14 protein-coding genes are annotated in these 14014 nt (G+C 70.4%); 2 read left to right on the forward strand and 12 right to left on the reverse strand.

All coding sequences use genetic code 11. The features are described from left to right. Positions 1-5: 5 nt before the first annotated feature. Positions 6-560 carry a carboxymuconolactone decarboxylase family protein gene (locus ABZU52_RS08110; RefSeq protein WP_354970345.1) on the reverse strand — a complete coding sequence of 185 codons (555 nt, stop codon included), beginning with the start codon at positions 558-560 and terminating at the stop codon, positions 6-8. Between the two features lie 81 nt (positions 561-641). Here ABZU52_RS08110 and ABZU52_RS08115 point away from each other — a divergent pair, with 81 nt between their 5' ends. Beyond that, positions 642-1118 (forward strand): MarR family winged helix-turn-helix transcriptional regulator, encoded by a 477-nt coding sequence (locus ABZU52_RS08115; RefSeq protein ID WP_354970346.1) that lies wholly within the window; start codon positions 642-644, stop codon positions 1116-1118. A gap of 197 nt (positions 1119-1315) precedes the next feature. Here the strand turns inward: ABZU52_RS08115 and ABZU52_RS08120 are convergent, their stop codons facing one another. The 9 genes from ABZU52_RS08120 to hemL form a co-directional block, all read right to left on the reverse strand. Further along, on the reverse strand, positions 1316-1504 hold the full coding sequence (locus tag ABZU52_RS08120) for a DUF397 domain-containing protein (RefSeq protein ID WP_354970347.1): 189 nt from the start codon (positions 1502-1504) through the stop codon (positions 1316-1318). Next, positions 1495-2301, reverse strand: coding sequence for a helix-turn-helix transcriptional regulator (locus ABZU52_RS08125; protein ID WP_354970348.1), 807 nt, complete (start codon positions 2299-2301; stop codon positions 1495-1497). The genes ABZU52_RS08120 and ABZU52_RS08125 overlap by 10 nt, the downstream gene beginning before the upstream one ends. Before the next feature lie 571 nt (positions 2302-2872). Next, positions 2873-4354 carry an ATP-binding protein gene (locus ABZU52_RS08130; RefSeq protein ID WP_354970349.1) on the reverse strand — a complete coding sequence of 494 codons (1482 nt, stop codon included), beginning with the start codon at positions 4352-4354 and terminating at the stop codon, positions 2873-2875. A gap of 69 nt (positions 4355-4423) precedes the next feature. After that, positions 4424-5401 (reverse strand): c-type cytochrome biogenesis protein CcsB, encoded by a 978-nt coding sequence (ccsB, locus tag ABZU52_RS08135; protein WP_354970350.1) that lies wholly within the window; start codon positions 5399-5401, stop codon positions 4424-4426. After that, on the reverse strand, positions 5401-7056 hold the full coding sequence (locus tag ABZU52_RS08140) for a cytochrome c biogenesis protein ResB (RefSeq protein ID WP_354970351.1): 1656 nt from the start codon (positions 7054-7056) through the stop codon (positions 5401-5403). The genes ccsB and ABZU52_RS08140 overlap by 1 nt, the downstream gene beginning before the upstream one ends. After that, positions 7056-7871: a cytochrome c biogenesis protein CcdA gene (locus ABZU52_RS08145; RefSeq protein WP_354970352.1), complete on the reverse strand. Its 816-nt coding sequence runs from the start codon at positions 7869-7871 to the stop codon at positions 7056-7058. Before ABZU52_RS08145 ends, ABZU52_RS08140 begins: the two co-directional genes overlap by 1 nt. Beyond that, a complete protein-coding gene (locus ABZU52_RS08150) occupies positions 7871-8440 on the reverse strand; it encodes a TlpA disulfide reductase family protein (RefSeq protein WP_354970353.1) in 570 nt (189 codons plus the stop codon). The genes ABZU52_RS08145 and ABZU52_RS08150 overlap by 1 nt, the downstream gene beginning before the upstream one ends. Further along, positions 8440-9087 (reverse strand): histidine phosphatase family protein, encoded by a 648-nt coding sequence (locus tag ABZU52_RS08155; RefSeq protein ID WP_354970354.1) that lies wholly within the window; start codon positions 9085-9087, stop codon positions 8440-8442. The genes ABZU52_RS08150 and ABZU52_RS08155 overlap by 1 nt, the downstream gene beginning before the upstream one ends. Positions 9088-9092: 5 nt before the next feature. Beyond that, positions 9093-10430: a glutamate-1-semialdehyde 2,1-aminomutase gene (hemL, locus tag ABZU52_RS08160; RefSeq protein ID WP_354970355.1), complete on the reverse strand. Its 1338-nt coding sequence runs from the start codon at positions 10428-10430 to the stop codon at positions 9093-9095. Between the two features lie 178 nt (positions 10431-10608). Here hemL and ABZU52_RS08165 point away from each other — a divergent pair, with 178 nt between their 5' ends. Further along, positions 10609-10944, forward strand: coding sequence for an STAS domain-containing protein (locus ABZU52_RS08165; RefSeq protein WP_007454492.1), 336 nt, complete (start codon positions 10609-10611; stop codon positions 10942-10944). Positions 10945-10959: 15 nt separating this feature from the next. On the opposite strand, the gene ABZU52_RS08170 is transcribed toward ABZU52_RS08165, so the two are convergent. Together ABZU52_RS08170 and ABZU52_RS08175 are read right to left on the reverse strand one after the other, a co-directional pair. Further along, positions 10960-11514 (reverse strand): response regulator, encoded by a 555-nt coding sequence (locus ABZU52_RS08170; protein WP_354970356.1) that lies wholly within the window; start codon positions 11512-11514, stop codon positions 10960-10962. Next, positions 11511-14014 (reverse strand): ATP-binding protein (locus ABZU52_RS08175; protein ID WP_354970357.1); only part of this gene is annotated, 2504 nt, incomplete at its 5' end. The genes ABZU52_RS08170 and ABZU52_RS08175, both read right to left, overlap by 4 nt.

Genomic DNA, 14014 nt, shown 5'->3' on the forward strand with positions numbered 1-14014 from the left:
TCCGGTCAGGCTGCCGGCGTCCAGGCGTGGGCGGTCAGCGGCTGGTCGAGCGGTGCCCGGGTGAGCCGGTTGGCGAAGGTGGACATGGTGTACGCGCCGATGCCGAGCACCACGTCCAGCGCGTGCCGGGGCTGGTAGCCGGCGGTCAGGAAGTCGTCCAACTGCTCGTCGGGAACCGCGCCCCGGTGGTCGAGCACGGCCAGCGTGAACCGGCGCAGCGCCTCCAGGCGCGGCTCGGGCAGCGCCGAGCCGGTCCGCAGCGCGGCGATCAACTCGGCGGTCGCGCCGAGTTGGGTGAGCTTGCCGGTGTGCAGGGCGACGCAGACGTGGCATTCGTTGGTGGTGGCGACGGCGAGGACGACCACCTCCCGCTCCAGCGGCGTGAGGTCGGTCTGCTCGAAGCCCGCGTTGGCGGTGAGGAAACCCGCGAGCAGCTGGGGTGATTCGGCCATCAGTGCCACCGGTGTCGGCAGCCAACCGAACCGGCCGCGTACTCCCTCGACGGCTCGCCGGGCAGCGGCGGGGGCGGTTTCGGTGGTGTGGGCGGTGAAGACGGACACGGGTACCTGCTTTCCACAGCCTGGATCACGGACATAAGATAGTCAACGTGGTTGACGAGATAGTAAACGTGGTTGACGAACATGGCAACCTCTGAACCCGCCCGGCCCGGCTTCCACCTGCCGCTGTTGCTGCTGGCCGGCTTCCGAACACTGATCGACGACCTGCACACCGAACTGGCCCGGGAGGGGCATCCGGAGCTGCGACCGCTGCACGGGTTCGTGCTCCAGGCCGTCGGCGCGGACGGCACCACCGCCACCGAGCTGGGCCAACGGCTGGGCATCTCCAAGCAGGCCGCGGGCAAGACGGTCGACCGGCTGGTCGCCGTCGGCTACCTGGAGCGGGTCGACGACCCCTCGGACGCCCGACGCCGGCTGGTCCGGGTGACAGCGCGCGGTGCCGACGGGCTACGCCGCTCGGCCGAGATCTTCGACCGGCTGCGTGCACAGTGGGCCGACACCCTCGGCCCGGAACGGGTCACCGCCCTGGAGGACGACCTGCGCACGATGGCCTCGGCCAACTGGTTCCGGCTCGACGTGCCCGGCTGGTTCGGCGGCTGATCGCAACCGCCGGCCGGGTGCGGTGCCGCCGGATACCGCCCGACGGCGTCGGTAACGTGGTGCGCGAGCAGCGCCGCCGCAGCGGCCACCAGGGCTCGCCGGACGGTCAGCGGGTGCAGGCCAGCTCGACGAAGGTCGGTCGCCACCCGGACGGCAGACCCACTCGCCCAGGCCCGCCACGCGGGCTCGCCGGACGGTCAGCGGGTGCGGGCCAGCTCGACGAAGGCCCGCCACGCGGCCGGGGTGAAGGTCAGCAGGCCGCCGTCGCGGTCCTTGGAATCGCGGACGTGCACCCGGCCGGGCAGGTTGTCGGCGACCTCGACGCACGCGCCGGCGTCGTTGCCGCTCCGGGTGGACTTGTGCCAGCGGGCTCCGGTCAGATCCATGGCTTCACGATCTCCTCGAGCAGGTCGATCGACTGCTGCCGGGGCAGCGCGTCACTGCGCAGACTCTCCCACCTACCGAGCAGGGTCGCCACCTCGTTGATGTCGTCCACGGCGGTGCCGCCGGTCTGGTTGTCGAGGAAGCCGAGCCAGCTGCCGTCGGCGGTGCGGCCGAGGATGAACGGCCCGAAGAGGCCCGCGTGCAGGCCCACCCCCTGCGGCAGCACGTGCACCCTGATGTGCGGGCGGCGGGCGCACGCCACCAGGTGCCGGAGCTGCCCGGCCAGCACCCCGGCGCAGCCCTCCGCGAAGCGCTGTAGCGCGGCCTCGTCGATCACGGCGGTGAGCTGCGGCGGGTGCTCCCGGTCGAGGATCGTCTGCCGCTCCAGCCGGGCCGCCACCAACTCCTCAATGCGATCGGCGGTGAGCCCCAGGTCGAGCCGGAACACCGCCCGGGCGTAGTCGGCGGTCTGCAACAGCCCGGGAATCATCGTCGCGCCGAAGCAGCGCAGCTGGGTGGCGACCCGTTCGACCTCCAGCCAGGGGCGGAACCAGACTGGCTCGCCGTCGCGCCGGCCCAGCTCGCGCAGCGAGACCAGCAGGCCACCCGTGTCGAGCACCTCGTCGGCCCGGGTCAGGTACGCCTCGTTGGGCGCCGCCTGCCCCAGCTCGACGGCCGACACCATGGACGGCGAGTAGTGCGCCCGTTTGCCGTACTCCTCCTGAGTCAGCCCGGCCGCGAGCCGAGACCGCCGGAGCTGCTCCCGGATCAGCGCCGCCGTGGACACCACTGAGGTCACTGCGCCCCACCTTTCGCCGCGAACGTTGGGTCACCCAACCCATCTGCCGCACGGTAGCGAGCCCTCAACGCTGCGTCATCCCGTGACACTCATATCGGGGTAACGCGACCCGCCCGACCGCCGGGCTCGACGGCCGCCCCGGGCTCGGGGGCCGCCGCCGCATGATCCACTCGCATTTCAGGAAATTGCGGTGTCCCAGGCCGCAGGACACCCCGACTTCCTGAAAGCCGAGTGGATCAACGGCCCACTGGGCGCGGGACGCCGCCACATCACCGACCGGGCGGGTCAAGCCCGGCGGACACATCTCACCGTGCCTGGCCGAACGGCGGGACGCCGAAGCAGAGTGGACCCATGTCGGACGCGTACGTCGTCGGCGACCCGGACGGGTTGTCGCCCCTACAGGTCGAGCTTCGCGACGCCATCGCCCGGGAGCTGCACGCTCAACTGGCGTTACGCGGCGAGCGGATCGAGCTGGCCGACCTACCGGAGGTGTCCTACCAGATCACTCTGCGCGTGAGCGGAACCCTGCGCAGCACCCTCAGCCGCCATCCTTCCGCCCACCCGCGTGCCGTCAATCGCCCGAATACAGCCGCGACGGGTCGACGAGGACGACCTCGGGACGCTGACCGGCCGCGTGCCGAAGCTCGTCGGTGAATCCCGCCGCGCTCGCCAGCAGCAACCGGGCGTCCCGCACGTCCAGACCGGGACGCGCGGCGAGCAGGTCTCGTGCCCGGCCCAGTCGATCCAACTCGGGCTGCCCCAGCGTGCGACCCCACTTGACCTCTCCGATGGCGAGCAGCGGCCGAGGGCCGTCACCGAACGGCGGCTCGCCGAACGCCACCAGGTCGAGTTCCAGACTGGTACGGGTGGAGGGATCGCTGAGGACGGCCGCGCTGGCCTCCGCGACGACACCGCCGAATGTCTCAGGGGTGGCGAAGCGCAGGGCCCACTGTCGGACGATCTCCTCGAACGCCGGCCCCAGCACCCCGCTTGAGTACCGGCGGTTGGAACGCCTCCAGACGTCCGGGCCACGCCGCTGCTCCAAGGCCGTCCAGGAGGGACGCATGACCGCCTGGTAAAAGGTGATCAGGGGTTCGGCGATGCGGTAACGGCTACGCCCGCTGCGAAGCGGATCGGGCTCGCGGATGAGGAGACCGGCGTCCTCAAGGACGGTGAGCGGGTGCTGGAGGTCGGTGGCCTTTCGCCCGATGTACCCGGCGATACCCCCTCGGGTGCCGTTGCCTTCGGCGACCGCGGACAGCACCGAATGGTAAAGCGCGGTATCCCGCAGGTCGGGATCCTCGGCGAGCAGATAGCGGGCCTCGCGGAACAACGGGCGGGCCGGATTCAGCACCGCGCGCACGACCCAGTCGTCGAAGTCGTCTGGCCCGTCGGGTACATCGTCCTGGACGTATTCTCGCCGGTAGGCCGGTGTGCCCCCGACGATGGCGAACACGCGGGCAGCGAGTGAAGGATCATCGATCCCCCAGAACGTCGCGGCGGCCCGATAGTCCAGCGGCGGCACAGGCAGTTCCAGCCCAGCCCGTCCGCGCAGCGGGGCCGAACCGGCAAGCAGGCCACCCATGAACGACAGTGCCGAACCGCACAACAGCAGGCGCGTACGAGATTCGGTGCGCTCGACCCGGCCCGGCGTGAGGGCGTGCTGAATGATCGACGGGAGGTCCCGGCTGGATCGGGCAAGGCAGGGGAACTCGTCGATCACCACGGTGACTGGCCGGCGCTGGCCCAGTGCGAGCAGCGCGTCGACCGCACTCGACCAGTCTTCCAGGCGCAGCGGACCAGGCGCGTCGGTGTACCGGCCGAGAGCCTCTCCGAGTCGACGCAGCGACTCTGCCGGAGTCGCCTCGGTAGCCCCGAAGTAGAAACCGTCGGTGGCGCGGGTCAGCTCGTACAACAGCAGGGTCTTGCCCTGCCGGCGACGGCCGCTGACCACGCCCAGCGTCGCACCGGGCCGGTCGTCCGTGGCAAACCGGACCAGCTCCGCCCATTCGACGTCACGGTCGAAGATTTCCGCTGGCTTGGAGAGCTTCACTGCCACATCCCCACAGAATGTAGAACTACACTTCTTAGAAGTGTAGTTCTACATTCTGTCAACTGTGGCTCAGTTAAGCCCGCCGTACGAGTGCAGGCCGGTGAAGAAGATGTTCACGCCGAACAGGTTCATCAGCATGGTGAGGAAGCCGAGCACCGCGATCCAGGTGGCCACGTTGCGCTTCACGCTGGGCGTGGCGCGAGCGTGCAGGTAGCCGGCGTAGACGACCCAGGAGATGAACGCCCAGGTCTCCTTCGGGTCCCAGCCCCACGGCCGGCCCCAGGCCGCCTCGGCCCAGATCGCGCCGGCGATCACCGCGAACGTGAAGATCGGGAACGCGAACGCGTGCAGCGCGAAGGTCAGCCGCTCCAGGCTGACCGCGCCCGGCAGCCGCTTCGCCAGGGTGTACGGGAAGCTCCGCTTGCCCTGCTCGTACCCGTTGCGCATCAGGAAGCCGACCGCCGGCACCGCGCCGAGCAGGAAGATGCCGGACGCGAAGACGATTGTCGAGACGTGGATGACGAACCAGTACGAGTTCAGGGCCGGCACCAGCGGCACGATCGGCACGTACAGGACCAGCTCGGCGGTGGCCACCAGCAGCACCATCACCAGGGTCAGGAACAGCCCGAGCTTGCGCAGCGCCGGGCGCTTCCAGAGCACCACGAGCCAGGCCGCGACCCCGATGAACGTCACCGTGAGCACGAACTCGTACATGTTGCCCCAGGGCATCCGGTCGGCGGCCAGACCTCGCGTGACCAGCGCCGCGAGGTGCAGCACGGCGGCCACCGCGGTGGCCCCCACTGCGACCAGGCCGGCGATCCGGGCCCGACGCGCCGCGCCGTCGGCCGTCGGCGGGACCGGCGCGGGCGGCGCCGGGATGACGCCACCGCTACCGCCGACCCCCGCACCCACCAGCTCGCGGGCGGGCGACGCCACAGCGACCCGGGTACGCGCATTGCCCAGCGCGTACTCGACGGCGTGACTGATCATCGCGATCAGGTACGTCAGGATCGCGAAGGTCACCAGATTGTCGGAGAGCGCGGACATCACTCGGTCCCTTCTCGCACACCGGCCCGGTCGCTGGAGTCAGCGTCGGTGCCGGCCCGCTCGGCAGCCCCGTCGGCACCGCTCACGGCGGTGACGAGCTGGGTGAACTCGTCGGCGAACCCTGGATAGTCGGTACGCGGCAACCCACCGACCTCCATCAAGCTACTACCGCTCGTCGGAGATCCGTCCCCGGGGTCGGCCGGCACCACCCGGAAGAACACCCGGCGGCGCCGCCCGAACAGCGAGCCCATCAGCCCGACCAGCAGGAAGCCACAACTGATCAGCAGCGGCGTCGCGCCGGGATCGTGCCGGATGGAGAGGGTGACGTACCGCTCGGTGCCCAGGAACTCGACTTTCGTGCCGTCGTCCAACGTCCAGGTCTCGCCCTTGCGGAGCAGCTTGGTGCCGACCTCCTTGACCTTGCCGGTCCGCACCTGCCGCTGGTCGAGTTGGTAGACCGAGCCGGGGATGCCGGCGTCCAGACCCAGGTTGCCCCGGTAGGCGACCAGGTTCAGCGCCGGGTTGCGCTCGGTCGGGTACTGCGACCGGACGAACGGCGCCTGCTCGGGCGCCGTGGGCAGGTAGATGCCGGTGAACGCCATCTGCTGATCCGGTGCCCGCTGGCCGGTCGCCGGGTCGACGTTCGCGTCCGGGAAGGCAGCCAGCCCCTCGCTGGTCAGGCCCATGTCGCCGGTGGTCAGGAACGGCTCGTCACTGATCTGGCTGTTGCCGAACCGGTCGGTGTAGCGAATCACCGGGGCGTACCCGTGGCCGAGCAGGTAGACGCTGGCGTCCTTCAATCGCAGCGGCGAGTTCACCGAAAAGTCGGCGCTGCGGGTGGGCTCGTCCGGCCCGTCGACGGTCACCCGGGCGTTGAAGAACTCCGGCTGACCGCTGGCCAGGAACCGGGCCTGGAAGTCGTCCAGCCGCAGGCAGAAGCGCGGCAGGTCGGCGCTGTCCACCCGGGGGCCGAGCTTCGCCTCGGCGTACTGCTGGCGGGTGTTGCAGAACGCGTTGTCCGCGCCGGCCACCAGCAGCCGGTTGCCGCTCCAGCCGTACCACGAGCCGAGCGCCACACCGATCAGCACCGCGATCAGCGAGGTGTGGAACAGCAGGTTGCCGGTCTCCTTGAGGTAGCCCTTCTCGGCGGAGACCTCGTCGCCGCGCACCTCGACCCGCCAGCGGCGCTTGCGCAGCACCTCGGCGATCGCCGCCGCGCCACCGGGCGGGGCGGGCAGCACTGTGTGCTGCGGCAACCGGGTCATCCGCTTCGGCGCGGCCGGCGGTCGGGACCGCAGCGCGCGGATGTGGTCCCGCAGCCGGGGCGTGATGCAGCCGATCAGGGAGGTGAACAGCAGCAGGTAGATCGCGGAGAACCAGACCGAGCCGAACACCTCGAACGCGCCGATCCGGTCCAGTCGCGGGGCCCAGTCCGGGTGGTCGACGAAGTACTGGTTGACCTTCTCCGGGCTGATCCCACGCTGCGGCAGCACCGAGCCGGGGATGGCGGCGATGGCCAGCAGGAAGAGCAGGATCAGCGCCGTACGCATGCTGGTGAGCTGCCGCCACGAGTTGCGCAGCAGGGCCAGCAGTCGGTTGGGCCGGCGGCGTGGCGCGGGGGCCACGGTCTCCGGTCGGTCGTCGACGACCGTCATCAGATGCTCACCTCGCCCACCCCGACGGTGGTCTGCAACCAGATCACGAAGCTCTGCCATCCGCCGGTGACCAGGGCCAGGCCGATCAGGATGAGCAGGGCGCCGCCGACCCGGGTGACCCAGCGGCTGTTGCGCCGGACGGCGCGGAAGACCCCGAGCAGGCGTTCGAAGCCCAGCCCGAAGACGATGAACGGTATCCCCAGCCCGAGGCAGTACGCCACGGCGAGCACCACGGCGCGGTCGCTCTGCCCGCTGGTGGCCGCCATGCCCATCACCGCGCCGAGCGTGGGGCCGGTGCAGGGCACCCAGCTGAGCGCGAAGACCGCGCCGAAGACCGGTGCGCCGAGCAGCCCGGCCGACGGCAGCCGGGAGATCCGGAACTCCCGTTGCAGGGCGGGGATCATCCCGAGGTAGCTCAAGCCGAGCACGATGATCAGCACGCCGACGCCGATCTGCAACTCGCGCTCGTAGTCGAAGAACACCCGGCCGATGCTGGCGAAGAGGATCGCGGTGGCCACGAAGACGACTGTGAACCCGCCGATGAAGAGCAGCGTCCCGGCGAGCACCCGGCCCTTGACCGCCGCAGTCGCGGCCCGCTCCTTGACCGTGACACCTCCGCCGGCCGGTGCCGGGTCGGCCGTTGGCCGTCGACCCTCCAGGTCGGCCCCGGCCAGGCCGGTCACGTACGACAGGTAACCGGGGACCAGCGGGAGCACGCACGGGGACAGGAAGCTGACCAGGCCGGCGAGCGCCGCCGCGCCGATGGCGAGCAGCAACGGGCCGTTCAGGGCAAGTTGCCTGAAGGTCTCGCCCATCAGTTCGGCGCCGGCTTCTCGGCGGCGATCCGTTCGACGATCGGTTGCAGCTCGTCCTGGGTCACGGCGCGGCGGATCACCACGGCGATCCGGCCGTCACGGTCGAGGACCGCTGTCGCCGGTGTCGAGTTGGGCGGGATGTCGAAATTCAGCGCTTGGCGGCTGGCCGGGTCGAAGATGCTCGGGTAGGTGACCCGCCCCTGCTCGAAGGCGATCGCCTTGTCCTTGCTGTCCTGCACGTTGACCCCCAGGAAGGTCACCCCGGAGGCCTTGGTGGCCTGGTAGGTGGCCTCCAGGTCGTCGGCCTCGGCGCGGCACGGCGCGCACCAGGAACCCCAGAAGTTGACCACCACGACCTGGCCGCGTGTCTGGGAGATGTCGTACTGGCCGCCGGTGAGCAGTTCGCCGCTCATCGTCGGGGTCTTCGACCGCTGGTCCTCGGCACAGGTGACCGTGAGGCCGTCGCTGGTGCAGCTCTTCTCCCCGCTGCCACCGGAGGAGCAGCCGGCCAGCACCGTGCCGGCTGCGACGGCGGCGAGCAGACCGGCGGTCCACCTCCGGGCGTTCATCAGGCCCCCTTGGCCGTCCGGGCGGTCGCGGAAAGAGCGATCAGGTGCGCGGCCGGCTCGCTGTAGCCGATGCCCTCCACCTTCGCGCCGTCGAAGTGGAACGAGGTGAGGCTGGCCAGCCCGCACTGCCGCTTGCGCGGGTCGTGCCAGAGCCGCTTGCGCTCGACGTAGCGGCGCAACGTCCAGATCGGGAGCTGGTGCGACACCAGCACCGCCTCGCGGCCCTCGGCGGCGACCCGGGCGGCGTGCACGGCGGCGAACATCCGCTCGGCGATCACTCGGTACGCCTCACCCCAGGACGGGGTCACCGGGTCGCGCAGCACCCACCAGTTGCGCGGGTCGCGGAACGACCCGTCACCCGGGGAGACCTTCTTGCCCTCGAACCAGTTGGCGCTCTCGATCAGCCGCTCGTCCACCCCGACCGGCAGCCCGAACTGGGCGGCGATCGGCTCGGCGGTCTGCTGGGCGCGCTCCAGCGGACTGGCCACCACGTGCACGACCTCGCGATCGGCCAGCCCCTGCGCGGCGGCCTTGGCCATCTGCACGCCCAGCTCGGAAAGGCGGAAACCGGGCAGCCGGCCGTAGAGGATCTGGTCGGGGTTGTACACCTCGCCGTGCCGCAGCACGTGCACCACCGTCTTACTCACTGTTGCTACCCCCCGTGACCGGCCGCTGCCGCCGCGTTCGCCGCCGTGGGCAGCGCGGCGGCGATGTGCTCCAGAGCGGCGTCGTCGATCGCCGTCGACACGAACCACGACTCGAACGCGCTCGGCGGCAGGTAGACGCCGGCGGCGAGCATCGCGTGGAAGAACGCCTTGAACGCCGGCACCTGCTGGGTGCGCGCGCTGTCGTAGTCGACCACGTCGGCGTCGGTGAAGAAGACCGAGAACATGCTGCCCGCGTACGACAAACGGTGCGGGACCCCGGCGGCGGCCAACGCCTCGGACGCCAGCTTGCCCACGACGGCGGCCGTCTCGTCGAGGCGCTGGTACAGCGCGTCGTCGGCGAGCCGCAGGGTCGTCAGACCGGCGGCGCAGGCGAGCGGGTTACCGGAGAGGGTGCCGGCCTGGTAGACCGGGCCGGCCGGCGCGAGCCGCGCCATGATGTCCGCGCGCCCGCCGAACGCCGCGGCGGGCAGGCCACCACCCATGACCTTGCCGTACGTCCACAGGTCGGCGTCGGAGGCGTCGAGGCCGTGCCACCCGGCGCGGGAGACCCGGAACCCGGTCATCACCTCGTCCACCACCAGCAGCGCGCCGTGCGCGTGCGCGATCCGGGCGAGCTGCTGGTTGAAGCCGTCGCGGGGGGCCACCACGCCCATGTTGCCGGCGGCGGCCTCGGTGATCACCGCGGCGATGTGCGGGCCCTCGGCGGCGAACGCCTCCTCGACGGCCCGGATGTCGTTGTACGGAAGAACGATCGTCTCGCTGGCCGCCGCGCCGGTCACGCCGGGCGAGTCGGGCAGGCCCAGGGTGGCCACGCCGGAGCCGGCGGCGGCGAGCAGCGCGTCGACGTGGCCGTGGTAGCAGCCGGCGAACTTGACGATCTTGGAGCGACCGGTGAAGCCACGGGCCAGCCGGATCGCCGACATTGTCGCCTCGGTGCCCGAGTTGACCAGGCGGACCTGCTCGACCGGGGTCCGGTCGACGATCTCGGCGGCCAGCTCCACCTCACCGGGGGTCGGCGTGCCGAAGCTGGTGCCCCGGGACGCGGCGGCCTGGACGGCCTCCACCACCTCGGGGTGGGCGTGCCCGAGGATCAGCGGACCCCAGGAGCAGACCAGGTCGACGTAGCGGCGACCGTCGGCGTCGTACAGCCACGGACCCTCACCACGGACCATGAAACGCGGGGTGCCGCCGACCGCCTGGAAGGCACGCACGGGGGAGTTCACCCCGCCCGGCACGATGGCGCGGGCGCGGTCGAACAGGGCCTCGGAGGCCGGCGCGTCGGCTGGGTAGCGGCCGGATCCGGCGGAAAAGATGTCGGTCACGATGCCGCCATTGTGACAGCGCCGGACGGTCAACCAGCAGCCACCCCGTGCTGCGGTTACCCGGCTCACCCGAGAGCCGCGCCGGTCAGCGGTGTCGACCCGGGGGCCTCGTGGCCTGGACGGCGACGGCTCGCGGCCTCGACAGGCCAGGTCGGTCGGATCGCGCTAGGCTGACCGGGTGGATCGTGCCGAACTGTCCATCACGCTACACCGGACGGGCGACGAAGCAGTCTTGCGCCTGGCCGGTGAGATCGACATGCTCACGGCGGCGCAGCTCTCCACCGTCGTCAACGAGGTGCTGGCCGACCCACCCCCGCGGATCGTGCTCGACCTCGGCGGCGTCACCTTCTGCGACTCGCAGGGCCTGGGCACCCTGGTCGTGCTCAGCCGCAAGGCCAGCCACGCGCAGAGCCTGCTGATGCTGACGCACGTGGGCGACTTCCTGATCCGCGTACTGGACATCACCGGCCTGCGCAGCGCGCTGATGATCCGCAACGACCAACCGACCGGCTGAGCCGCCCCGCCGCCGTCAGGCGGTGTTGCCCCAGCGGGCCTGTTCGAGCAGCCGTACCGCCCGGTCCCGGACCTCCGGGTCGTCCGAGCGGAGCAGCACGGTCGCCTCGTCGACCGCGTCGGTGAGCCGCCGCCACTGCGTGTCGCGTTCCCGGACCAGGTCCGACTGCGCGGCCAACTGCCGGGTCTTCACCCACAGCTCGACGAAGACCGACACCTTGGCCCGCAGCACCCACGGGTCGAACGGCTTGGTCAGGTAGTCCACCGCACCCACCTGGTAGCCCCGCAGGGCGAGCTGGGCGTCCCGGTCGGCGGCGGTGAGGAAGATGATCGGCACGTGCCGGGTGCGCTCCCGACGCTTGATGTGGCTGGCCGTCTCGAAGCCGTCCATGTCCGGCATCTGCGCGTCCAACAGGATCACCGCGAAGTCGTCCACCAGCAGCTGCTTCAGCGCCGCCTCGCCGCTCTCCACCGCCACGGACTGGACCGGCAGCCCCTGAAGGATCGCCTCCAGGGCCGTCAGATTCTGCCGCCGGTCGTCCACGAGCAGCGCTTTGGCCATCTGGTTCACGAAGTCTCCTCGGTGCGGCTGCCGTTGATCCAGGACGACATCAACTCGATCAGGTCGTCCAGGTCGACCGGCTTGGTGATGTAGTCGCTGCCGCCGGCAGCGAGCGCCGACTCACGGTCACCGGGCATCGCCTTCGCGGTCAGGAAGACCACCGGCAGGTCAGCGAACCGGTGGTTGCGGCGAATCTGACGGGTCGTCTCGTAACCGTCCTGGTCGGGCATCATGGCGTCCATCAGCACGATGTCCACCTCCGGATGCTCGGCCAGCAGGCGGACACCGTCCGCCCCGTTGTCCGAGTACAGCACGGTCATCCCGTGCAGCTCCAATGCGCTGGTCAAGGCGAAGACGTTGCGAACGTCGTCGTCCACGATCAGCACGGTGGCGCCGTCCAGTTGGCGGGTGGCCGGTGCCTCCGGCCGCTCCGGCAGCAACTCCAGCGGCGGCATCAGCAGCGACGACGGCAGGCCGGCGCGCTGCGGGGACGGCGGCTGGGGAGCGACAACGGCGTCCGGGGCCAGCACCTGCGGCACGAACAGGGTGAAGGTCGAGCCCTGACCCGGCGCGGACGACACGGTGATGGTGCCACCGATCAGTCGAGCCAGGTCACGGCTGATCGACAGGCCCAGGCCGGTGCCGCCGTACCGGCGACTGGTCGTGCCGTCGGCCTGCTGGAACGCCTCGAAGATGATCGACAGCTTGTCGTCGGAGATGCCGATCCCGGTGTCGATCACGGTGAACGCGATCACCTGCTGGGCGTTGGTCAGCGCCGGGACGTCGAAGACCGCGTTCTCCGCCGCCGGGGCGATCCGCAACGTCACGGCACCGTTGTCGGTGAACTTCACCGCGTTGGAGAGCAGGTTGCGCAGGATCTGCTGCAACCGCTGCGCGTCGGTCACCAACGCCGGCGGCAGGTCCTTGCTCACCCGTACCTGGAAGTCCAGGTTCTTCTCCTCGGCCTGCGGCGCGAACGCCTGCTCGACGAAGCTGCGCAGCTCGGTGAAGCGGATCTCGGTCGGCTCGACGTCCATCCGACCCGCCTCGATCTTGGACAGGTCGAGGATGTCGTCGATCAGACGCAGCAGGTCGGAGCCGGACCCGTGGATGGTCCGGGCGAACTCGATCTGCTTCGGGCTGAGGTTCTGCTCCGAGTTCTCGGCCAGCAGACGGGCCAACAGCAGCAACGAGTTCAGCGGGGTCCGCAGCTCGTGGCTCATGTTGGCCAGGAACTCCGACTTGTACGCCGATGCCCGGGTCAGCTGCTGCGCCTTCTCCTCCAGACCCAGCCGCGCCAGCTCGATCTCCCGGTTCTTCGTCTCGATGTTGCCCTTCTGCTCGGACAGCAGCGTGGCCTTCTCCTCCAGCTCGGCGTTGGTGCGCTGCAACTCCGCCGACTGCTCCTGCATCTCGTGCGCCAGCCGCTGCGACTGGGCCAGCAGCTCCTCCGTACGCCGGTTGGCCTGGATGGTGTTGACCGCGATGCCGATGGTGAGCACCAGCCGCTCCAGGAACGACAGGTGCAGCTCGGAGAAGGCCGACACGCTCGCGAACTCGATCACCCCGAGCAGCTCACCCTCGAACAGGACGGGGAGCACCACCAGGTCGGACGGGGGTGTCTCGGCCAGGCCGGAGCGCAAAGTGAGCCGGCTGTTCGGGGAGGCGCTGACCCGGATCGTGCGACGGGAGAGCGCGGTCTGCCCGACCAGCCCCTCACCCGGCCCGAAGGTGACGTCGTGCCCCCGCGCCACGTACCCGTACGAGGAGGTCAACTTCAGCCGCATGCTGCCGTCGGCGTCGTCGGCCAGGAAGAAGGCACCGAGCTGGGCGTCGACCAGCGGGGTCACCTCCGTCATGATCATGCGGCAGACCTCGCCGAGGTCGCGCTGACCCTGCAACAGGCCACCGATCCGGGCCAGGTTGGAGTCCAGCCAGCCCTGCTCGGCGTTCTTCTTGGTCGTCTCCCGGAGGGTGACGATCATCTGGTTGATGTTGTCCTTCAGCTCGGCGACCTCGCCCTGCGCCTTGACCGCGATCCGCTGGGTCAGGTCGCCGCGGGTCACCGAAGTGGAAACCTGGGCGATGGCCCGCAGCTGCGTGGTCAGCGTCGAGGCGAGCTGGTTGACGTTCTCGGTGAGGTCCCGCCAGGTGCCGGAGACCCCCTTCACCTGCGCCTGACCACCGAGCTTGCCCTCGATACCGACCTCGCGGGCCACCCGGGTCACCTCGTCGGCGAACGACGACAACTGGTCCACCATCGTGTTGACTGTCGACTTCAACTCCAGGATCTCGCCCTGGGCGTCCACCGTGATCTTCTGTGACAGGTCGCCCTTCGCCACCGCGGTGGTCACCGAGGCGATGTTGCGGACCTGGCTGGTCAGGTTCGACGCCATCGAGTTCACGTTGTCGGTCAGGTCCCGCCACGTGCCGGAAACGCCCTTGACCTGGGCCTGGCCGCCGAGCTTGCCCTCGGTGCCCACCTCACGGGCCACCCGGGTCACCTCGC

Origin of the sequence: Micromonospora sp. NPDC005220 (assembly GCF_040607895.1) — a bacterium.
In the GTDB taxonomy this organism is placed as follows: domain Bacteria; phylum Actinomycetota; class Actinomycetes; order Mycobacteriales; family Micromonosporaceae; genus Micromonospora.

Bases quoted from the DNA above. Each gene is read 5' to 3' on its own strand.
- ABZU52_RS08115 (WP_354970346.1), top strand. From the start codon at position 642: ATGGCAACCTCTGAACCCGCCCGGCCCGGCTTCCACCTGCCGCTGTTG.
- ABZU52_RS08120 (WP_354970347.1), bottom strand. From the start codon at position 1,504: ATGGATCTGACCGGAGCCCGCTGGCACAAGTCCACCCGGAGCGGCAAC.
- ccsB (WP_354970350.1), bottom strand. From the start codon at position 5,401: ATGTCCGCGCTCTCCGACAATCTGGTGACCTTCGCGATCCTGACGTAC.
- ABZU52_RS08140 (WP_354970351.1), bottom strand. From the start codon at position 7,056: ATGACGGTCGTCGACGACCGACCGGAGACCGTGGCCCCCGCGCCACGC.
- ABZU52_RS08145 (WP_354970352.1), bottom strand. From the start codon at position 7,871: ATGGGCGAGACCTTCAGGCAACTTGCCCTGAACGGCCCGTTGCTGCTC.
- ABZU52_RS08150 (WP_354970353.1), bottom strand. From the start codon at position 8,440: ATGAACGCCCGGAGGTGGACCGCCGGTCTGCTCGCCGCCGTCGCAGCC.